The sequence below is a fragment of the Nitratireductor alexandrii genome, assembly GCF_004000215.1.
Classification (GTDB): domain Bacteria; phylum Pseudomonadota; class Alphaproteobacteria; order Rhizobiales; family Rhizobiaceae; genus Mangrovimarina; species Mangrovimarina alexandrii.
The window spans coordinates 40,772-60,284 of the sequence record NZ_RBVY01000009.1 but is presented as its reverse complement, the minus strand read 5'-3'; the positions used below and the strand labels follow the sequence as shown (position 1 = coordinate 60,284).

The window sequence follows — 19,513 nt, the reverse complement described above, 5'->3', positions numbered from 1 at the left end:
ATCGCCTCGATTGGCTTAACCCGTCGCGCGTGCGGGCGCGGCGTCGGCTTCCTGCTTTTGCACGGCGCGCATGGCGGATTTCAGCTTGTTGATGTCGAGCGGCTTGGAGATCAGGCCCGAGGCGCCGTTTTCGCGCGCCTTGTGGCGCTCCTCGTAGATCGACAGCATGAAGACCGGGATCGACGCCGTCACGGGGTCCGAGCGCAGCGTGTCGAGCACGTCCCAACCGTTGAGGCCCGGCATCTGGATGTCGATCAGGATCGCGGTCGGCATGACAGTGCGTGCGATCTGCAGGACCGATTCGGGCGCGTCGGTGCAAACCGGACTGAAGCCCTCCTTGATCAGCATGCGCTCGGCCAGTTCGAGAAACACCACGTCGTCGTCGACGATCAGGATCTTTTGCCGCTCGCTGCCCTCGCCGGTCGACAGGCCGGCGAAACCGGTCTTGCGTTCGCGGGTTTCGGCCATCGCATCGGCAAGCATCTCGCGCTCGCCGGCCTCGGCATTGGCCTCGGTTCCGGCGGGAAGGTGCACGGTGAAGCACGACCCCTTGCCGAGTTCGCTTTCAACAGAAATCCAACCGCCCATCAGGCGACATAGATTCTGGCTCAGCGACAGCCCCAGCCCGGTACCGCCATATTTGGCGGCGATCGCGGGATTTGCCTGGGCGAAATTGGAGAACAAATTGGCCTGCTGCTCGCGCGCGATGCCCGCGCCGGTGTCCCGGACCGCGATCACCACCCAATCGGCCCCGCCGCGCCGCTCGCGACGGGCCGAGAACGTGATCTCGCCGTTCTGGGTAAATTTGGCCGCATTGCTCAGAAGGTTGAAAATCGTTTGGCGCAACTTGGTGGCATCGGCGTTCATCGTGCCCAGATCAGGCGCGCGATCGACGATGAAGGCGTTGGTGTTCTTGGCGGCCAGCGGCCGGCCCGTCGCCTCGATTTCGTCGATGAGACCGGCGAGATCGATGGGTTCGACGTTGAGTTCCATCTTGCCGGCCTCGATCTTGGAGATGTCGAGGATGTCGTTGACCATCGCGAGCAGATGCTTGCCTGCGGCGCTGATCTTCTGCAGGTCGGCGATGTCCTCGCCGCGCCCCTCGAGCTCGGCGTCTTCCAGCAGGATTTCTGAATAGCCGAGTACGGCATTGAGCGGCGTGCGCAGTTCGTGGCTCATCTTGGCCAGGAACTCCGACTTGGCACCGTTGGCGCGCTCGGCTTCCTCCTTGGAGGCCCTGAGCATCTTCATCGTGTCCTGGTGGCGATCGATCTCCTTCAGCAGTTCGGACTGGGAATCGACCACCCGCGAATAGTAGCTCGCCATGAAGAACACATAGGTCGCCGCGCAGAAGGCGGAGATGACGCCGATCTCCACCATGTCCTGGACGGGGATATGCGCGGGAAAGGAGTTTTCCAACAGGAAAGCGGCATAGAACGAAGCAAGCCCGAAGGCGATCTGCGCAAAGATGATGATGCGCGTGTTCATGTTCGAGCCGAGATAGAAAAACGCCAGCAGCGGCATGACCAGAAGCCACATCAGGAAGGGCGAACTTGCCCCGCCATAGTGATACGAGCCCCAGAGAATTGCGAAATTCAGGTTGAAGACCGACAAAAGCGCCAGCCCGGTATAATGGTTCGGCAGCAGTTTCAGCGCGACGGGAAACAGCCAGAACGCCGCGATCGAAGCGGCGAGCAGGGGCACGTGCGGCCACGGGCTGGGGTCGACGACGGCCAGGAAGATCGGGATCGGCGCACCCATGATCGGGCCGAACATGTGACTGATCAAAAACATGCGCACGCGTTTCTGCACATGCAGGTCGTTGCGGTATTGCGGCGGCGTCAGCCATTCCAACAGCGCGTCAAGCCGGCGCAGAATTTCCATTTTTTCGGCCCTCGTCCCGATTGATCTGCAATTTTGCGCCGCAAATTTTGAGAGAACGTAAACAAGGTTTCGCGTGCCCAGCACCCGTTAAGCAATCGGAAACCATAAGCGCGTAATTTTCCAAACATGGTTTATGGATCGTTAGGGAGCCTTTCGATGCGCAAGGCGCTTTCATGCCTTTTTCTGCTGGCAGCCGCCGGCACTGCCTCGGCAGCCGATATCGACATCATCGAAGCCCCTGAAATCGCTCCCGAACGCTTCGGGTGGACGGGCGCCTATGTCGGCGCCAGCGTCGGCTATTCGTGGATGAACGATGTCGACCGGTCCTTCGTCCCGCCTTTCCCGGATCACGGCGAGGACTGGGTCGTCGGCGCCCATGCCGGCTACCTGCACCAGTTCGGCTCCGTGGTCGTGGGCGCGGAGGTCGAATACACCAATCTCGACATCCGCTTCGAACGCGCGCCGATCAAAATCTACGCCAATGACGCGGTGGCGGCCAAGCTGCGTGCCGGCTACGCCATGGACAGGCTTCTGGTGTCGGCACATGGCGGCGCCGTCTACGCCACCACCAATATCAGATTGCAGGATTGGGGCTGGACCCTCGGCGCCAATGTCGACTACGCGCTGACGGACAATTTGCTGCTCGGCTTGCAATACACGCATTTCGATTTCGAGGAATTCGACAACACGCTGATCGACGCACGCCTCGACACCGTAACCGCACGGATCGGCTACAAATTCTGATTGCAACGCGGCGGCCGACCACGCGGTTTGGCCCGCCGCCCACAGCCATGCGCCAGGCAGGTATCTGCCATTCGCGAACGCCGCCACCAGCGGCTTGTTCTTTTGTGTGCGGTGCACAATATGCATGGCATGCAAAGAGTCGACGACTCGGGGAGGAATACCGCGAGGATGTTTGACACATGGCCAGGCGCCACCCGCTTCCGTCTCTGTCCGGTACGATCCGCGTGCTGCCGCCGCGCGACCTGCCGCTTTTCCGCGAGCATTTGTTGCGGCTCGACGCGTCGAGCCGGCGCGACCGCTTCAATGGCGTAACCGACGACCGTTTCGTGACCGCCTACGCCGCACGCTGCTTTGACGGGCGGACACTGGTGGTCGGTTATTTCGAGGACGACGCCCTGCGCGGCGCAGCCGAATTGCACGAGCGCGCCGACATGCCGGAAAAATCGGCCGAAATCGCGTTCAGCGTCGAACGCGCCTGGCAGCATCGGGGCATCGGCAGCCGGCTGTTCGAGCGCCTTATCGAGCGCGCGGTGGCGCTCGGCCATGTCAGCCTTTACGTGACCACCCATCCGCAGAACCAGGCGATGAAGGCGCTGGCGCGCAAGTTCGATGCCGGCTTGCGTTTCGAAAATCTGGAGGCCGCGGGCAAAATCGACCTCAAGCGGCGGCTGGCGCAACGCCAAAAGGCGCGCGCCTTCTCCACGCCGGCCTCGACCAGCCAGACACCGGCGGCACCCGATCTTGCAACTGCGGTTTCGGGCCTGACCAAGGCCGTTGTCGATTTCCAGGTCGCAGCCATGGGCGGGGCGGTCCTCGGCGGGGCCGCCGAGGCAAAAGAGGCCCCGCGTCGCTAAGCAGGCCCGACGCCAAAGGGCCGGATGGCGCCGGGCCCGCACCGTGGCGGCCCGTCGCCTCTGCTATTTCAGAATATCCTTCGACGCCACGGTCGAATCGGCATTCAGCCGGTAGACGACCGGAACGCCGGTGCCCAGTTCGAGCTTCACCACCTCGTCGGGCTTCAGCCCGTCGAGCGCCATGATCAGCGCGCGCAGCGAATTGCCGTGGGCGGCGACCAGAACGGTTTCGCCGCGCAGCACGTGCGGCTGGATAACGTGCAGGTAATAGGGCCATACGCGCGCGCCGGTGTCGCGCAGGCTTTCGCCGCCGGGCGGCTGGACATCATAGGAACGGCGCCAGATATGCACTTGTTCCTCGCCCCATTTGGCGCGCGCGTCGTCCTTGTTGAGCCCGGCCAGATCGCCATAGTCGCGCTCGTTGAGCGCCAGATCGCGCTCGGTCTTCAGATCGCTCTGGCCAAGTGCGTCGAGAATATGCTGGCAGGTCTTCTGCGCGCGCATCAGCACCGAGGTGAAGGCGATGTCGAACGTCGTGCCGCGCGCCTTCAACAGCGCTCCGGCCGCTTTGGCCTCGGCATGGCCCTTTTCCGTCAGGTCGACGTCGCGCCAGCCGGTGAAAAGGTTCTTGAGGTTCCATTCGCTCTGGCCGTGGCGAACGAGGACGAGTGTGCCTGACATGGGGTCTCCCTATTGGCTTGCCGATTGCGAAAACTGATCTCCGACCCGCATGGCCGCGACGATTTCGGCGAAATCGACCGCGTCGACCGAAAACAGCGATTTACGGAAATACATGCCCCAGTGGCGGGTCATCGCCCTTCCAGACCCAGGACGTCGAGCATCGAATAAAGCCCGGGCTTGCGACCATGCGCCCAAAGCGCCGCCTTGACCGCGCCGCGGGCGAAGATGGTGCGATCCTCGGCCTGATGCGACAGCACGAGGCGCTCGCCCTCGCCGGCCAGCATAACCTGATGTTCGCCGACGACGGAGCCGCCGCGCAAGGTGGCGAACCCAATCGCACCGTTGGGGCGCGGGCCGGTATGGCCGTCGCGCACCCGCACGCTGTGCTCGCCCAGTGCGATGCCGCGTCCGGCGGCCGCCTCCTCGCCGAGCAGCAATGCCGTGCCCGAGGGTGCGTCCACCTTGTGGCGGTGGTGCATCTCGACGATCTCGATGTCGAAATCCTCGTCCAGCGCCGCCGCCGCCTGGCGTACCAGCACGCCGAGCAGATTGACGCCCAGGCTCATATTGCCCGACTTCACGATCGTGGCGTGGCGGGCGGCGGCCGCGATCGCGGCCTCGTCCTCCGGCGCGCAGCCCGTGGTGCCGATGACATGGGCGATGCGGGCCTGCGCGGCATAGCCGGCAAACTCGACCGTGGCTGCCGGCACGGTGAAATCCAGGACACCGTCCGCCTCGGCGAATACCGGCAGCGGGTCATCGCTGATTGCGACGTTGAGCATGCCGATGCCGGCCAGTTCGCCGGCATCGCGACCGACAAAGGGCGATCCGGTCCTCTCCACCGCGCCGGAAAGGCAGACGCCCTCGGTCTGGCGAATGACGCGGATCAGGGTCTGCCCCATGCGGCCGGCGGCGCCGACAACGACCAGTTTCATCGCGCTCACGATTTGCTCCCTGCCGATTTCCTGCGCGCGGCCGCTGTGCCGGGCTTGCCGGCAACGTCGCGCACGAGTTCCAGAGTGCTGGCGCCCTGCATCTGGTTAAAGCGGTAATAAAGCCCATCCCGGTCGCGCATCAACTGCTTGTGCGTGCCTTCCTCGACCAGGCGCCCGGCCTCGAGCACGATGATATGATCGGCGTCGATCACGGTCGACAGCCGGTGGGCGATCACGATGGTGGTGCGGCCTTCCATCACGGTTTCGAGCGCCTGCTGGACACGCGCCTCCGATTCGCTGTCGAGCGCCGACGTCGCCTCGTCGAGCAGCAGGATCGGCGCGTTGCGCACGATCGCGCGCGCGATCGACAGGCGCTGGCGCTGACCGCCCGACAAGGTCATGCCGTTTTCGCCCACCTGCGTGTCGTAACCCAATGGCAGAGCGGCGATAAAGGTGTCGGCATGAGCCTGGCGCGCCGCCGCCTCGATCTCGGCATCGCTGGCATCCGGGCGGCCGTAGCGGATATTGTCGCGGATCGTGCCTTCGAACAGGTAAGGCTGTTGCGAGACATAGGCGATCGACTGGCGCAATGACTGCTTGGTCACGCCGGCAATGTCCTGGCCGTCGATCGAAATCGTGCCGTCCCACACGTCGTAGAAGCGCTGCAGCAGCGCGATCACCGTGGTCTTGCCGGCGCCCGAGGCGCCGATAATCGCAGTTTTACGGCCGGGAGCGGCGACGAAACTGACATCGCTCAGCACCGGCATGTCGGGTGTGTAGCCGAAAGTGACCTTGTCGAACCGTACCTCGCCGCCCGCAACCGCCAGCGCCGGCGCGCCCTCGCGATCGCGCTGGCGCGGCTCGATGTCGAGAATCTCGTAGATCATGCGCGCATTGACGAGCGACTTTTCGAGATTGACCTGGACCCGGGCCAGCCGGCGCGCCGGATCGTAGGCGAGCAGCAACGCGGTGATGAAGGAGATCACCGCGCCAGGCGGCTCCTGCGCGAAGGCGGTACGATACCCGGCATAGGCGATGACGCCGGCGACCGCGAAACCGGCCAGTATCTCGGCGATCGGCGTGGTGCGCTCCGACACCCGGGCGATCTTGTTGGCGCGGTATTCGGCATCGTCGATCAGCCGCGACAGCCGGTCCGAGAGCTGACCTTCCATCGTGAAGGCCTTGACGATGGCGATGCCCTGAACGGCCTCCTGCATGGCGCCGATCAGATGGGCGTTGATCTCGACCGATTCGCGCGTCACGCGCCGCAGCCGGCGCATCAGCCGGTTGACGGTGTAGATCAGCGGCGGACCGATGAGGAACGCCACCAGCGACAGAACCGGATCCTGGATGATCATGACGATGACCAGCGCCACCAGCGAGACCGCGTCGCGGGCGATCGAGGTGAGCGTCATCGACAGAAGATCGCGAATGCCGTTGACGTTTTCGTTGATGCGCGCGGCGAGCTGGCCGGAGCGCGTATCGGCGAAGAAATCGACCCCGAGGTGCATGAGATGATCGAAGAGCCGCCTCTGGTACCGCGCCACGAGATTGTTGCCGATCTTGGCCAGCAGCACGGCCTGGCCGTAGGTGGCCAGCCCGCGCAGCACGAAGGCGGCGGCGATGCTGCCGCAGATCAGTACGATCAGGTCGTAGCGGCGGTCATTGAAGATGCTGTCGACGACATCCTTCATGACCCAGGCGACGAAGGCGGTGGTGCCGGCCACCGCGATCAGGCAGAGCACGGCGAAACCATAATGCGGCAGGTATTCGCGCCCGTTCTCGCGTATCACGCGGCGCAGGATCGCGACGACTTCGCCGGGATCGATCGATGGCCTGTGCAATCCCTGTGGCGTCACGTGCTATTCCGATCGTTGCGGGCGGGTCGAAGACCCTTCGGCCGCCCGGGAGAAAAGCGCGCCGCCGTCCGGCCGCATCAACACGGTCGGTAGCGGCAACCCGCCGGCCGACGGGAATGCCCCTCTTAGCGTCATCGCCGGGCAATGCCTATGCCTTCGCTGCAACACCGGCGTCAAGCCGGCGCAGCCATGGCCTCACCGGATATGCCAGTGACGGCTGTCGATCTCGACGCCGAACCGGGCGGGCGTGCGCGCATAGGCGGCCAGCCCGGTCAGTGCAGCCAAAGGATGGGTGATGACGAAGACCGGGACCTGCCCGAGCAGGTCGCTGTGCGGCGCCTTGTCCTCGAATGCCGCACGGAAAGCCGGTTCCTTCAGCGCCGGCACGATCTTCTGGGCAATGCCGCCGGTCAGGTAAACACCGCCGCGCCCCATGAACACCAGCGCCAGGTCGCCCGCCAGCCGGCCCAGGCCAACCACGAACATGGCCAGCGCCTCCTCAGCGACGGGATCGCTCTTGTCGAGAGCGGCGGCGGTGATCTCTGCCGGCGTGGACAATGGCGCTTCGCTGCCGTCCGCCGCCGCGATGGCGCGGTAGAGATTGACCAGGCCGCGACCGCACAAAAGCTGCTCGGCCGAAATCCGTCCCTCGATCGGCTCCAGATGCGGAAAGACGGCGAGATCGCGCGCCGTGCGCGGGCCCATGTCGACATGCCCGCCCTCGCCGGGCACCGGAATCCAGGTATGGCAGGCATGGACCAGGCCGGCGACGCCGAGACCGGTACCCGGGCCGAGCACGATCCGACCGGCATTGGGCTCGACCTCTCCCCCGCCGATCTTGACCATGTGCTCCTCCCCGAGCGCGATCACAGCCAGCGCCTGGGCCTCGAAATCGTTCAGCAGCACGATGTCCTCAAGACCGAGCGCGGCGGCCATCGCCTTCGGCCGCACCACCCAGTCGCAATTGGTCAGCGCGATCTCGTCGCCGTCGATCGGACCGGCGACGGCCAGCACGGCCGAGCGCGGGATGATCGACGTGCGGTCGAGGATCGAAGCCTGGATGGCCTCGTCGATCGTGGCGAAATCGGCCGTCTGCACGATCGGGAACTGCTTCGGTTCGGCATAGGAATCGACCAGAATGGCGAAGCGGGCATTGGTGCCGCCGATGTCGCCGATCAGGATCGGGAATTTGAGAACCGTGTCGGCATCCTCCGCCATGGGCATGTCGTCCTACCTGCCGTCCGTTTCTGAAGCTGGGTCGCTTTTACCGGGCGCCCGCGGCCGGCCGAGAACCGCTTCGGCGGTCGACCGGTTGAGCGCCATGGGGATATCATAGACGATTGCGAGCCGCATCAGCGCCTTGACGTCGACATCGTGCGGCATCGCCGTCAGCGGATCGACGAAAAACACCAGCGCGTCGATGCCGCCTTCCGCGATCAGCGCGGCGATCTGCTGGTCGCCGCCGAGCGGACCGCTCTTCATGCGGGTAACCGTCAGCTCCTGGCAGGCCTCCACGATGCGCCCGCCGGTGGTGCCGGTGGCGTAGAGCGTGCAGCCGGCCAGCCGCGCGCGGTGCCGGCGCGCAAAGGCAACCAGATCGTCCTTTTTCTTGTCATGCGCGATCAGCGCAAGACGCAGCCTTTCCGACACGCCTGATCCCTTCCCGCCGGTCCGTTTCGGCTCTTAAACCGGTTTAAAAAGTTTAGGGCAAGCCCCTGCCGCCGAAAAGCCGGGCATTGGCCGGTTCAGCGCCGCGGACGCGGCTCGGGCAGGGGAATTTCGCGGCGCGGCGTGGCGGCAAAGGCGCTGGCTGCGATCGGCGGCGCGGCGACGGCATCGCCGCCGATGGTCACGGCGGCCTCGGACACCGGCGCCGGCGCCTCGAGCACCTGGCGACAGGCGGCCGGCAGGTCCTTCATCACCATGACGTCGCGCGCCTTGGGTTTGGCCGGCCCCTTGGCCGGACGCCAGGGCTCGTCCGTGAACCACCAGGCCAGCGACTTGTCGCAACCGTCGCTCGACGGCGGCGGCTTCTGGCTACGGCAGCCGGTCGAGCCGTCGGGACAGCCAATCCGGACATGGAAATGATAATGATGGCCCCAGAACGGCCTGATCTTGGAGAGCCAGGCTCGGTTGCCCGTCACCGTGTCGCAGAGCTTCTTCTTGATACCGGGATGGACCAGGATGCGCTCGACCTCCGCGTAGCCGGCGGCGCGCTTGAGCAGAGCCGCATGGGCCGGCGTCCAGATGCGGTCGTCGACGTAGAGCGAGCCTTGCTGCAGCACCGAGGTCGCGCTCAGATTTTCGCGCTCGGAGGCGGTAAGGCGCCGATCCGGCATCGGCGTCAGCCAGATATCGGCGTCGAGCCCGATCTGGTGCGAGGCGTGCCCGGTCAGCATCGGTCCGCCGCGCGGCTGCGAGATGTCGCCGACGAGCAGGCCCGGCCAGCCATCGGCCACCGCCTCGCGCGACAGTCTTTCGATCAACCGGATCATCTGCGGGTGCCCCCAGCGGCGGTTGCGCGACACGCGCATGGCCTGCCAGTTGGGGCCGTCGACCGCAATCGCCATGCCGCCGGAAAAACACCCCTTGGAATAAAAGCCCCAGGCCCGCGGCGTGGTCGCGGCCGGCAGGCGCTTGGCGCCGAACAGAGACTTGGCGAGCGGCTCGCCGGCCTGTGCCGGCATCGTCGCGGCGCCGCCAAGGGCGACCAGCGCCGCCACCGCGCCTGCGTACAAAAAAGCCTTCAAAGTCATGATGCGCTCCCGCTCTCGCCGCCCGACCTTGCCCGAATCATACCATGCCGGTGCCGCCGACGCGACGACGCTCAGGCGCCCGGTTCGATCTCCCAGGCCCCGTCCCGCCACAGGCCGCTCAGCGCGGCGCGGTAGTCGGGATAGGCGAAGCGATAGCCCGCCGCCTTGATGCGCGCATTCGACACCCGCTTGGTCTCGGCCCAGAAGGAGCGCGCCATCGGCGACAGCTCGGCTTCCGCGAACGGGATTTCCGGCGGCGGAGCCACGCCCATCGTTTCGGCGGCGAACTCGACCACGTCCTGCGGCGGCGCCGGCTCGTCGTCGGTGACGTTGAAGATGCCGCCCTTCGCAGCGCGCGCGAGATGGGCGGTGGCGCCGGCGATGTCGGCGACATGGATGCGGTTGAAGACCTGGCCGCGCTTGACCAGCCGCCGGGCCGTGCCCTTCGACAGATTCAAGAGCGCGTTGCGGCCGGGGCCGTAAATGCCCGAAAGCCGCAATATGGCGGCCGGAACGCCCCGTTCGCGGCCGAGCGCCAGCCAGGCCTCTTCGGCCGCCACGCGCGCGATCGAACGCGGCGAGACCGGACGCGGCGCGGTGTCCTCGTCGACCCAGGCACCGTCATGGTCGCCATAGACGCCGATGGTCGACAGGTAGCCGATCCAGGCGAGTTCCGGCATGTCGCGCCGGATAAGATCGGCGAAAGCGGCCAGAACCGGATCGGCCTCGCTCTTCGGCGCGATCGAAACGACGAGATGCGTTGCCTGTGACAGGCGTTCGCGCAGCTCCGGATCGGACGTTTCGCCGTCGAAGACCAACGGCTCGATCCCGGCGGCGCGGAGACGGCCGAAATTCTCCCGCGAGCGGGTTGTGCCGGCGACCCACTCGGCTTCGGCGCGCATATGTCGTGCAATGGCGCGGCCGGAATAGCCGGCGCCGAATATCATCAGCCTCATGCGAACTCCCTGTTGTTTCCGGTGCGCGCCGCCGCGCACGCCGCCTGCCACTCCTCGCGCACGCTTTGGTCGGCATCGGCGGCAAGTGCGGCGGCGAGCGCCAGAAAATCCTGTGCCGGCAGAAGCCGCGACAACGCCCACACAGCGGCGCCGCGCACCACCGGCGCGGCGTCGTCGAGCAGGCTTCGGCAGGCCGGCACCAGCGCGGCGTCGCCCGAATTGCCGGCCGCAACCAGCGCGTTGCGCACGAAACGGTCGCGCCCGGTGCGCTTGACCGGCGAACCGGAGAACAGGCTGCGAAAGGCCGCGTCGTCGAGCGCCAGCAAGTCGCGCAAAGCCGGCGCGCGCCGGTCGGCCCGGCCGGCCAGCTTGGCCTCGGAAGCGCACCTGGCGAACTTGTTCCACGGACAGACCGCCAGGCAATCGTCGCAGCCATAGATGCGGTTGCCGATCGCCGGACGCAGCGCGCGCGGGATCGGGCCGTGATGCTCGATGGTAAGGTAGGAGATGCAGCGGCCCGCATCGAGCCGGTAGGGCGCGGGAAAGGCGTTGGTGGGGCAGATGTCGAGGCAGGCGCGACAGCGTCCGCAATGATCGGCCTCGGCGCTATCGGCCTCCAGAAAGGCCGTGGTGAAGATCGAGCCGAGGAAAAGCCAGGACCCGTGGCTGCGGCTGACCAGATTGGTGTGCTTGCCCTGCCAGCCGAGACCGGCGGCGGCGGCCAGCGGCTTTTCCATCACCGGGGCCGTGTCGACGAACACTTTGACGTCGGCGCCGGCGCGCGCGGCCAGCTTGCCGGCAAGCTGCTTGAGCTTGCCCTTGACCACGTCGTGATAGTCGCGGTTTTGCGCATAGACGGAAATCACCCCGCACGAGGTGCGCGCGAGATCCGCGAGCGGGTTGTGGTCCGGCCCGTAATTCATCGCCAGCATGATCACCGAGCGGACCTCCGGCCAGAGCCGGTGCGGGGCGGCGCGCGCCTCCATGCGTTCGGCGAGCCAGCCCATGGTGGCGTGATGGCCGTCATCGACGAATTGCCGCAGCCGCTGCGGCAGATCCGGCACGGCATCGGGCCGCACCACGCGCACGAGGTCGAACCCAACGGCGGCCGCCTCGCGATCGAGGAAGGTCCGCAGGGGGCTCGTTGTCGGCCGCGCGGACTGGCTCATGGTCAAAAATCCAGATCGGCGTAGTGCGACACCGGCGACAGGCCCGGGGCGCGGTCGGCGAGAAGCGAACGGAACGACGGTCTGGACTTGATGCGCCCGTACCAGTCGCGCGCGGCGCGATAGTCCTCCCACGGCACCTCGCCGAGATAATCGAGCACCGACAGCGCCGCGGCGGCGGCAAGGTCGGCATAGGAGAGCCGGTCGCCGGCCAGCCAGTCGCGCGTGCCGGCCAGCCAGTTGGTGTATTTCAGGTGCGGCTTCACATTGGCGCGCGCAGCGCGGATCGCCGCCGAATCCGGCGAGCCTCCGCCCTGCATGCTGGTCATCAGCGGCTTGAAGGCGCGCTCGCGCACCAGATGGCGGGTCACTTCGTTGTCGGTCTTGACCAAATACCAGTCGACCAGGCGGCGGATCTCGGCGCGCATGAATGGATCGTCGCCGTAAAGCCGGCGCTCGCGCATCAGCGCGCCGCGCGTCTCGTCGAGATATTCGGCGATCACGCCGGCGCCGACGATCGGCGTGTCGCCCTCCGCCAGCAACACCGGCAGGGTTCCCGCCGGGTTCATTTCGAGCAGTTCGGGGCGCCGCAACCACGGCTTCTCGTCGATGAGCTGCAGGTCCTCGCCATATTCGGCGCAGGACAGGCGCACGTAGCGGCAGGAGGCGACCAGCGGATGATGAAACAGTGTCAGCATGATTCGGACTGTGGGTTTGGAGCCAATCGACAGTGCAGGTTTGCGCCCGGAACTTGCCATCGGCAAGCCCTGGACGGGCTCGGCGCAAGCGGGACGCTAACGCATCGCGCAAGGATGTGGCGGAAATCGGCCATCCCGGATCCGCGGCGGCGCGGACGGGACCGGCCCCGACCGCCTTCTCCAGCCTGCAACTATGTGATCGTTCCTCATGCCGCGCTCCACATCCCGCATGACGACTGGCCCAAGCCTCTGGCCTTTTAAAGACCGGCGCGCTAAATCTCCCGCGCCTCCGGCAGGGTCGCGTCAAGGGCCAGTCTCTTAGGGGCACATATCAGGACACGCAAGGCGGCGCCCAGAAGACGAGCCGGAGAATTTGATGGCACAGCAGACGATTGTGGACGCGGCGATGCTCGGCCTTCTGGAAGGGCTGACCGAGTTCATACCCGTCTCCTCGACCGGCCATATCCTGCTTGCCGGCCATTTTATGGGCTTCGAGTCGACCGGCAAGGCCTTCGAGGTTCTGATCCAGCTCGGCGCCATACTGGCCATTCTCAGCGTCTATTTCACCCGGCTGCTGCGGCTGCTCGTGGACTTTCCGAGCGACGCGCGCACGAGGCGCTTCGTCGCCGGCATCCTGATCGCCTTCCTGCCGGCGGCCGTCGTGGGCGCGGCCGCACACGGCTTCATCAAGACGGTGCTGTTCGAGACGCCGATGCTGATCTGCATCATGCTGATCGTCGGCGGCGTGATCCTGCTGTGGGTCGACCGCCTGGCGCTCGAACCGCGCTATGCGGACGTGATGGACTATCCGCCGAGCCTCTGTTTCAAGATCGGCCTTTTCCAGTGCCTGGCGATGATTCCGGGCACCTCGCGCTCCGGCGCGACAATCGTCGGCGCGTTGCTGATGGGCGCCGACAAGCGCTCGGCGGCGGAGTTTTCCTTCTTTCTGGCGATGCCGACCATGGCCGGCGCCTTCGTCTTCGATCTGTACAAGAACCGTGACGTGTTGTCGGCATCCGACCTGCCGATCATCGCCGTCGGCTTCGTCACGGCCTTCATCATGGCGGTGATCGTCGTGCGCTACCTGCTCGACTACGTCTCCCGGCACGGCTACCGGCTGTTCGGCTGGTGGCGGCTGGTCGTGGGCTCCGTCGGCCTGGTCGCGCTTCTGGTCTGGGGGTAGACCGCGCGACGGCGATCGCGGCAGAACGGTCCGGCCCGTCTGCGGGGATCGCTTTTCAGACCCTCAAGTGGTTTACAACAGCGCCATCGCACCGCGCCGCATCATGTCGAGCGCCAGAAGGGTAATGCCGATACGGAAACCTTGGCGGAACGCCGTCTCCGGCAGCGCCTCCAACAGCCGCGTACCGTAAACCGTACCGAGATAGCCGGAGGCGATCATCGCCGCGATCAGCGGCAGCCAGCGCCAGAAGGCGAACCCGGCGAGCCCGAAGACGACGAGCTTGAGCGCGTGCTGAACCGTCATGCCGGCCGCGTGCGTGGCCACCAGCGCCTTGCGGTCGTCGGGGAAAAGCTGGGCGAAGAAGGCCGACAGCAACGGCCCGGTCGCGCCCATGAACATGGTGACGAAGGCGAGCACCGCGCTGCCCAGCGTCAAGCCGGCCGCCCCGAGCCGGCCGATGCCGGGAATGCGGCTCCAGGTGACGACGATGACGAACAGGCCGAGCGCGAGCTTGAGCAGCGCGTCGGGCAGTTGCACGACGAAGAAGGCGCCGCCGGCCGCCCCGATCACGCTGCCGATCAGAAAGGGGGCGGCGATTACCCAGTACACATTGGCCCGCTGATGCCAGGCCCGACCGGTGTTGGAGCCAAGCTGGACCGCGCCGTGGACGGGTATCAGCGCGGCGACGGGGATGAACAGGCCCATCAGCGCGAGCATGGCCACGCCGCCGCCGACACCGAAAGCGGCCGTCAGCGCCGAGGTGAAGAAACTGGCACTCACCAATATCGCCGCCGCTGCGACGCCAAACCCGTCCGGCAGCAGGGCGAAGGGCAGATCCAAGACCGGTCAGGCCACCTTGCCGGTGACGAACTGGCCGGTCTTGCGGTAGCGCCACAGATAGGTGGGCAGAATGGTCTCGAGCGCCTGCGGCCGGATGCCGAGCCCGTCCAGCGTGCGGCCGTCCTGGATCGCGGCCTCGGAGACGACATTGTCGGACTGGAGCAGCGTGACCTGATCGCGGGTCAAGAGGGGGGTTGGCAGGAATTCGAGGAACCAGGCCTGCAAACGCGCCAGCGACCAGGGCAAATCGACGAACATGCGCTTGCGCTCAACCACCTCCAGCATCTTTTCCATGCATTCGCGGAAGCTGAGCACTTCCGGCCCGCCGAGCTCGTAGGTCGTGCCGGCGGCCAGATTGCCGTCGACGGCACGCGCCACGACTTCCGCGACGTCGGCGACATAAACCGGCTGGAAGCGGGTGTGTCCGCCGCCGACCAGGGGCAGGACCGGCGAAAAACGGGCCATGCCGGCAAAACGGTTGAAGAAATCGTCCTCGGGACCGAACAGGATCGAGGGGCGCACGATGACCGCGTCGGGCAGGGTCTCGCGCACCGCCTGCTCGCCCAGCGCCTTGGAGCGGGCGTAGGTAGATTCGGCTTGTGAGTCGGCGCCGATGGCTGAAACCTGGGTCATGCCGACGCCGGCGGCACGGGCGGCCTCGGCCACCGCGCGTGCGCCCAAATCCTGGACGGCCGAAAAGCGCTGGCGCCCCGATTCAAACAGGATGCCGACCGCGTTGACGGCGTAGTCGGAGCCCTCGAGCGCGCGGTCCACCGACCAACGATAGCGCAGATTGGCCTGGACCGCCTGGATCTGGCCGACATTGCCGAGCGGCTGCAAATGGCCGGCGAGGTCGGGCCGGCGGCAGGCGACGCGCACGAGATAGCCGCGCCGGGCGAGCGCGCGCACGACATGGCGGCCGAGAAAGCCGGACCCGCCGAACACCGTGATGCGCTTGGGGTTGGATACGATTGTCGTCATGGCGCAAACTTCTCCGTCGGCAGCCGAAACCGCGCCATCCGAAGATGGCGTCCTTGCGCCGCTTCATAATCGGTTTCGGCGCGAAGGCAAAGCGCGACGATTCGCCCATGCTCGGCCGTTCGCGGCCACGGGTCGGTATCAGAGCGTCGCACTCACGCCCAGACCACGCTCGCGCGCCTGGGTCAGGCAGTGCCAGGCGGCGGCGAGGTCCTGCGCGGCGACGCCGAGCGAGCGGTAGAGGGTGATCTCGTCGTCAGTGCCGCGGCCGCCATGCGCACCGGCCAGCACCTCGCCGATCTCGGCGCGCACGTGGTCCTGGTCGATGCGGCCGCTTTCGAGCGCAGCGATGACCTCGCCGGCCTGGGCGAAGGTCGAGGCGCGGTAGTCGACGAACAGCGCCGCGCGCGCGACCATGTCCTCGTCGATCTCGCGGCTCGACGGCACCGACGCGCCGGCGACGTTGAGATGGGTGCCCGGATCGACCCACCCGCCTTGCAGGACCGGCTCCGCCGAGGAGGTGACGGTGCAGACGATGTCGGCGCCGGCCACGGCGGTTCTGACGTCGTCGGCCGGCTCGATGGCGACATCGCCATAGCGCGCCCGGGCGCGGGCGATGAAGGCGTCGCGGGTCGTGGCCCGCCGGCCGACGACGCGGACCTGGCTGATATCGCGCACGCACATCATCGCGTGTAGATGATGCTCGGCCTGCTCGCCGGCGCCGACGAGGGTCAGCACACGCGCATTTGGCCGCGCCAGTGCACGGGTGGCGACCGCGCTGGCGGCGGCGGTGCGGATCGCCGTCATCAGCCCGGCGTTCATCATCGCGATCGCCGTGCCGTGTTCGCCCTCGAACAGCACATAGGCGCCCTCGTGCGAGGAATAGCCGGCGTCGGGATTTTGCGGGAAAAGGCTCAGAAGCTTGATCCCGAAACAGGCCGGCTGGCCGGCGACGCCGGGCAAAAACGCCCCGGGCATGATGCCCAGGCGGTTGTCGCCGCCGACTTCGACGAGCGAGCGCAGCGGCAGATTGGCCTGACCGGCGGAGACCGCCTTCATCGCGGTTTCCACCACCTCGATCGCATCGCGCATCGGCAGGCAGGCGGCGACGTCCAGATTGGAAAGTACGATCATTGCCGGCGCATCGCCCCCTCGCCCCACCCCTGGCCGGTGACCTCCAGCTCGAGCTGTTCTTCCAAAAGCCCGGTATAGGCGGCCGGGCGGACCACGTAGGGAAAATGGCCGCCCCAGGCGAACCGGTAGCACACGCCCGGGTCGAGCCGCGCACGCAGCGCCTCTCGCATCGGCTGCGGCAGCAGCGGGTCGTCTTCACTCTCGATGGCGACGATGCGCTCATGCGGCAGGGAAACGGGCGGCAGATCGGGTCCGTCGCGAAGCGCCTTCAACCGGGTTCGCAATTCCGCTTCGCGGATACGACCGCCCTGCTCGGCCATCAGCAGCGCGACCAGATCGGCCTGGTCCGGATGGGTTTTTCCCCACGCGGTCAAGCCGCGTCCGAAACCGTCCCTCAGCTCGGCGATCGGCGCCTGGTCGAGATCGGAATTGTAGGGGGGAAACTGCCTGATCTCGTCCACCGAACCGAGCGTGTTGGCGGCGAGCAGCCGCTTCACCAGCTCCGGATGAATGGCGGCGAAATATTGCGCGAGATAGCCGCCGAGCGAGGAGCCGAGCACCGTCGCCGCCCGCACGCCGCGCTGCCGCAGGAGTTCGGCCAGGTCGCCCGCCCACTCGCGCACGCCGCCGCTGTCGGGATAGGTGACGGCAATTACCCGGGCGCGCCCGGCCAGCGCCTCGATCTGCTGCCAGAAAATATCGGCGCGGCCCAGCGTGCCCGGAATCAGGACGAGAGCCGGGCCGTCGGTGCCGGCCGCAACCACGCCCCATTCTCGCCCGCGCAGGCTCACGCGCTGTTCGGGGTGGCACGCGGCGAAACGGTCGCGGGCGGCAATCAGCGGGTTGGTCATGCGAACGGATCCTCCACTTTGGGCCAATAGTCGCCCTTTCTGCGGGTGAAGGGAATGGCGGCGAAATCGGGCGCGATCGCGCCGGGGGTCGCCATATGGATCACCTCGGCGGCGATCGGGGCGAAGCCGGCATAAAAATGCTGCGAGGATTTGACCACCACGATGCGCATCGCCTCGAGATCGATACCGAGCTGGGTGAAGGCTTCGGGGTGGAAGGTCTGGGTGCGCAGATCGTTGACGACCAGATGCACGCCGTCGGCCTCCAGCCAGACCATATTGCCCATCGGCATCAGCGTCTCGCCCATATGCTGGGAAAGGTTCCTGGCCGCCTTGCGGACGGTGACGGTGATGTCGACCGGGTCGCCGGACATCGGCCCGACCTTGCCGCCGAGGCGGATCGGCATCACCGCGCCCTCGCCGGCTTCCTGGCACATGCGCACCACGCCCGGGTCCCAGAAAAGTCCGAGCACGATGTCCTTGAGCCCGCGCTTGAGCACTTCCTGGAGGACGAAGGTGGCATCGCTCGGCGCGCCGCCGCCGGCATTGTCGGCATAGTCGGCCAGCACGACCGGGTTGCCGTTGGACGCGCTCGCCCGGTCCAGCGCCGCGTCGATCGACGGGAAGTCCGAGCGCAACCCTTCCCGGATCGACCACAATTTCTCGCCGAATTCGCGCGCGGTTGCGGCGGCGAGGTCGGCGTCGCCGTCGGCGATCGCAAGCATGCGCGTGCCGACCAGCGGGTGGTCGCCCCAGGGAAAACCGTGCGCGAGCGACAAGGACAGGATGCCGCCGTGTCCCTCGCGGGCCATCATCGCGTCGACAAAACCGCGCATCGGCTCCTTCGGCGTCTGATAGGAGCCCATCATGCGGCAGTCATAATCGCGCATGACCGGCCGGATCTTGCCGTCGGCTGTATCGGCGGCGAGCGTAAACAGTTCCTCGGCCCGGTCCGGCGAATCGGTATGCGGATATTCCTTGTAGCAAACGATCAGATCGGCGGCTTCGAGCATCAGCGGGGTGAGATGGTTGTGCGGGTCGATCTCGAGCCCGAGCACCGCTTCCGTGCCGACAAGCTCGCGGATATGCGCCATCAGATCGCCTTCGCAATCGTCGCAGCCCTGGGCGATCATCGCGCCGTGCATCGACAAGAGCACGATGTCGACCGGCATCGCCTTGCGCAGGTCGGCGAGGATTTCGGCGCGGAAGGCCTCGTAGACAGAGCCGATCGTGGGTCCGGCCGGCTGGGCGAAGGCGGCGAGGCTTTCGACCACCTGCCAGCCGCGTTCCTCGGCGCGGCGGCGCCACACATGCAGCGGCGCGGAAAACAGGTTCGGCGTTTCCCGCGTCGCCTCACGGCTCAGAAAGGTTTCCTCGAACGAGGCCAGGCCGGTCGGAATCGGCGAAAACGTGTTGGTCTCGGTGGCGAGGCCGGCGATGAAGACTTTTTTCACGGCGTGCTGTCCTGCTGTTCGTCGGGATCAAAGGCCGACAGCCGGGCGGCGAAATCGGCCAGGAGATGTAGAAAGATCAGCGCGAAGGCGATCGGAATGGCGAGGCCGAACCAGGCCATGGAGATGCCCAGCGTCTCGGAATTGCGGCCGGCCAGACGGGCGAGATAGCCGCGTGTCGGGTCGCCGGAAGCGCTCAAGAGCGAATAATAAAGAACCGGCGCGGCAAAGACGGCCACGCCGGCAAGCCGCGCCAGCGCCATCAAGGCGCCGACCGGGCCGGCCTTGTCGCGCATTGTGGGAAACAGGTTCGGGTCGGCATGGGCTCGAAAGGCGCAGGATGCGCCCAGCATGCCGGCCCACACCATGGCGTAACGGGCGAGTTCCTCGGTCCAGATCGGCGGCGCGGCAAGGATGTAGCGGGCCACGACCTGCCAGCTCGCCGCCAGCACCATCACCACCACCGCCGCGACCGCGCCCCATAGCGCGGCCGCGTTGAGCGATGCCGAAAGCCGGTCGAGGATCGCGGCCACGGCCCGCATCCGC

The 19,513-nt window shown here is 66.6% G+C and carries 20 protein-coding genes; 3 read left to right on the top strand and 17 right to left on the bottom strand.

Going from position 1 to position 19,513, the window contains the following annotated elements:
- Positions 1–15: 15 nt before the first annotated feature.
- Complete coding sequence (locus EP380_RS18815; protein WP_127600022.1) at positions 16–1,884, bottom strand: ATP-binding protein; 1,869 nt, start codon at positions 1,882–1,884, stop codon at positions 16–18.
- A 156-nt stretch (positions 1,885–2,040) separates the two neighbouring features.
- Here EP380_RS18815 and EP380_RS18810 point away from each other — a divergent pair, with 156 nt between their 5' ends.
- Positions 2,041–2,628, top strand: coding sequence for an outer membrane protein (locus tag EP380_RS18810; RefSeq protein ID WP_158264410.1), 588 nt, complete (start codon positions 2,041–2,043; stop codon positions 2,626–2,628).
- 179 nt (positions 2,629–2,807) lie between these two features.
- Positions 2,808–3,482 carry a GNAT family N-acetyltransferase gene (locus tag EP380_RS18805; RefSeq protein WP_106572651.1) on the top strand — a complete coding sequence of 225 codons (675 nt, stop codon included), beginning with the start codon at positions 2,808–2,810 and terminating at the stop codon, positions 3,480–3,482.
- A gap of 63 nt (positions 3,483–3,545) precedes the next feature.
- Here the strand turns inward: EP380_RS18805 and EP380_RS18800 are convergent, their stop codons facing one another.
- The 10 genes from EP380_RS18800 to EP380_RS18760 all read right to left on the bottom strand — a co-directional run bounded on the left by EP380_RS18800 (position 3,546) and on the right by EP380_RS18760 (position 12,533).
- Entirely contained in the window at positions 3,546–4,163 is a 618-nt protein-coding gene (locus tag EP380_RS18800; RefSeq protein ID WP_127600020.1) for a 2,3-bisphosphoglycerate-dependent phosphoglycerate mutase, read from the bottom strand.
- Between the two features lie 9 nt (positions 4,164–4,172).
- Entirely contained in the window at positions 4,173–4,295 is a 123-nt protein-coding gene (locus EP380_RS23900; RefSeq protein ID WP_275069015.1) for a hypothetical protein, read from the bottom strand.
- Entirely contained in the window at positions 4,292–5,098 is an 807-nt protein-coding gene (gene dapB, locus EP380_RS18795; RefSeq protein WP_127600218.1) for a 4-hydroxy-tetrahydrodipicolinate reductase, read from the bottom strand. Before dapB ends, EP380_RS23900 begins: the two co-directional genes overlap by 4 nt.
- A gap of 5 nt (positions 5,099–5,103) precedes the next feature.
- Positions 5,104–6,957: an ABC transporter ATP-binding protein gene (locus EP380_RS18790; RefSeq protein ID WP_127600018.1), complete on the bottom strand. Its 1,854-nt coding sequence runs from the start codon at positions 6,955–6,957 to the stop codon at positions 5,104–5,106.
- A gap of 195 nt (positions 6,958–7,152) precedes the next feature.
- Positions 7,153–8,181, bottom strand: a complete 1,029-nt coding sequence (locus EP380_RS18785) for a glucokinase (RefSeq protein WP_106572655.1) — start codon at positions 8,179–8,181, stop codon at positions 7,153–7,155.
- 6 nt (positions 8,182–8,187) lie between these two features.
- A complete protein-coding gene (locus EP380_RS18780) occupies positions 8,188–8,607 on the bottom strand; it encodes a methylglyoxal synthase (RefSeq protein WP_127600016.1) in 420 nt (139 codons plus the stop codon).
- Positions 8,608–8,702: 95 nt separating this feature from the next.
- The gene (gene mepA / locus EP380_RS18775) at positions 8,703–9,713 is read right to left on the bottom strand and encodes a penicillin-insensitive murein endopeptidase (protein ID WP_127600014.1); all 1,011 of its coding nucleotides are present in this window, start codon (positions 9,711–9,713) and stop codon (positions 8,703–8,705) included.
- A 71-nt stretch (positions 9,714–9,784) separates the two neighbouring features.
- The gene (locus EP380_RS18770) at positions 9,785–10,669 is read right to left on the bottom strand and encodes an SDR family oxidoreductase (protein WP_127600012.1); all 885 of its coding nucleotides are present in this window, start codon (positions 10,667–10,669) and stop codon (positions 9,785–9,787) included.
- Positions 10,666–11,838, bottom strand: coding sequence for a tRNA epoxyqueuosine(34) reductase QueG (gene queG, locus EP380_RS18765; protein WP_127600010.1), 1,173 nt, complete (start codon positions 11,836–11,838; stop codon positions 10,666–10,668). Before queG ends, EP380_RS18770 begins: the two co-directional genes overlap by 4 nt.
- A 2-nt stretch (positions 11,839–11,840) precedes the next feature.
- Positions 11,841–12,533 carry a glutathione S-transferase family protein gene (locus EP380_RS18760; RefSeq protein WP_106572660.1) on the bottom strand — a complete coding sequence of 231 codons (693 nt, stop codon included), beginning with the start codon at positions 12,531–12,533 and terminating at the stop codon, positions 11,841–11,843.
- A gap of 376 nt (positions 12,534–12,909) precedes the next feature.
- On the opposite strand from EP380_RS18760, the gene EP380_RS18755 reads away from it, so the two are divergent.
- Positions 12,910–13,716: an undecaprenyl-diphosphate phosphatase gene (locus tag EP380_RS18755; protein WP_106572661.1), complete on the top strand. Its 807-nt coding sequence runs from the start codon at positions 12,910–12,912 to the stop codon at positions 13,714–13,716.
- A 72-nt stretch (positions 13,717–13,788) separates the two neighbouring features.
- Here EP380_RS18755 and EP380_RS18750 read toward each other — a convergent pair whose 3' ends face one another.
- The 6 genes from EP380_RS18750 to EP380_RS18725 all read right to left on the bottom strand — a co-directional run bounded on the left by EP380_RS18750 (position 13,789) and on the right by EP380_RS18725 (position 19,509).
- Positions 13,789–14,556: a sulfite exporter TauE/SafE family protein gene (locus tag EP380_RS18750; protein ID WP_127600008.1), complete on the bottom strand. Its 768-nt coding sequence runs from the start codon at positions 14,554–14,556 to the stop codon at positions 13,789–13,791.
- A gap of 6 nt (positions 14,557–14,562) precedes the next feature.
- Positions 14,563–15,537: a complex I NDUFA9 subunit family protein gene (locus EP380_RS18745; protein ID WP_127600006.1), complete on the bottom strand. Its 975-nt coding sequence runs from the start codon at positions 15,535–15,537 to the stop codon at positions 14,563–14,565.
- 138 nt (positions 15,538–15,675) lie between these two features.
- Entirely contained in the window at positions 15,676–16,668 is a 993-nt protein-coding gene (locus EP380_RS18740) for an ornithine cyclodeaminase family protein (RefSeq protein ID WP_127600004.1), read from the bottom strand.
- Positions 16,665–17,519 carry an alpha/beta fold hydrolase gene (locus EP380_RS18735; RefSeq protein WP_127600002.1) on the bottom strand — a complete coding sequence of 285 codons (855 nt, stop codon included), beginning with the start codon at positions 17,517–17,519 and terminating at the stop codon, positions 16,665–16,667. The genes EP380_RS18740 and EP380_RS18735 overlap by 4 nt, the downstream gene beginning before the upstream one ends.
- Complete coding sequence (locus EP380_RS18730; protein WP_127600000.1) at positions 17,516–18,970, bottom strand: M81 family metallopeptidase; 1,455 nt, start codon at positions 18,968–18,970, stop codon at positions 17,516–17,518. The genes EP380_RS18735 and EP380_RS18730 overlap by 4 nt, the downstream gene beginning before the upstream one ends.
- A complete protein-coding gene (locus tag EP380_RS18725) occupies positions 18,967–19,509 on the bottom strand; it encodes a TRAP transporter small permease (RefSeq protein ID WP_106572667.1) in 543 nt (180 codons plus the stop codon). The genes EP380_RS18730 and EP380_RS18725 overlap by 4 nt, the downstream gene beginning before the upstream one ends.
- Positions 19,510–19,513: the final 4 nt, after the last annotated feature.

What these genes read in the sequence shown, in the direction of transcription:
- EP380_RS18770 (WP_127600012.1), bottom strand. Translation starts at nt 10,669, where the DNA reads ATGAGGCTGATGATATTCGGCGCCGGCTATTCCGGCCGCGCCATTGCA.
- dapB (WP_127600218.1), bottom strand. Translation starts at nt 5,098, where the DNA reads ATGAAACTGGTCGTTGTCGGCGCCGCCGGCCGCATGGGGCAGACCCTG.
- mepA (WP_127600014.1), bottom strand. Translation starts at nt 9,713, where the DNA reads ATGACTTTGAAGGCTTTTTTGTACGCAGGCGCGGTGGCGGCGCTGGTC.
- EP380_RS18745 (WP_127600006.1), bottom strand. Translation starts at nt 15,537, where the DNA reads ATGACGACAATCGTATCCAACCCCAAGCGCATCACGGTGTTCGGCGGG.
- EP380_RS18805 (WP_106572651.1), top strand. Translation starts at nt 2,808, where the DNA reads ATGGCCAGGCGCCACCCGCTTCCGTCTCTGTCCGGTACGATCCGCGTG.
- EP380_RS23900 (WP_275069015.1), bottom strand. Translation starts at nt 4,295, where the DNA reads ATGACCCGCCACTGGGGCATGTATTTCCGTAAATCGCTGTTTTCGGTC.
- EP380_RS18740 (WP_127600004.1), bottom strand. Translation starts at nt 16,668, where the DNA reads ATGATCGTACTTTCCAATCTGGACGTCGCCGCCTGCCTGCCGATGCGC.
- EP380_RS18760 (WP_106572660.1), bottom strand. Translation starts at nt 12,533, where the DNA reads ATGCTGACACTGTTTCATCATCCGCTGGTCGCCTCCTGCCGCTACGTG.
- queG (WP_127600010.1), bottom strand. Translation starts at nt 11,838, where the DNA reads ATGAGCCAGTCCGCGCGGCCGACAACGAGCCCCCTGCGGACCTTCCTC.
- EP380_RS18725 (WP_106572667.1), bottom strand. Translation starts at nt 19,509, where the DNA reads ATGCGGGCCGTGGCCGCGATCCTCGACCGGCTTTCGGCATCGCTCAAC.
- EP380_RS18735 (WP_127600002.1), bottom strand. Translation starts at nt 17,519, where the DNA reads ATGACCAACCCGCTGATTGCCGCCCGCGACCGTTTCGCCGCGTGCCAC.
- EP380_RS18755 (WP_106572661.1), top strand. Translation starts at nt 12,910, where the DNA reads ATGGCACAGCAGACGATTGTGGACGCGGCGATGCTCGGCCTTCTGGAA.
- EP380_RS18785 (WP_106572655.1), bottom strand. Translation starts at nt 8,181, where the DNA reads ATGCCCATGGCGGAGGATGCCGACACGGTTCTCAAATTCCCGATCCTG.
- EP380_RS18815 (WP_127600022.1), bottom strand. Translation starts at nt 1,884, where the DNA reads ATGGAAATTCTGCGCCGGCTTGACGCGCTGTTGGAATGGCTGACGCCG.
- EP380_RS18800 (WP_127600020.1), bottom strand. Translation starts at nt 4,163, where the DNA reads ATGTCAGGCACACTCGTCCTCGTTCGCCACGGCCAGAGCGAATGGAAC.
- EP380_RS18810 (WP_158264410.1), top strand. Translation starts at nt 2,041, where the DNA reads ATGCGCAAGGCGCTTTCATGCCTTTTTCTGCTGGCAGCCGCCGGCACT.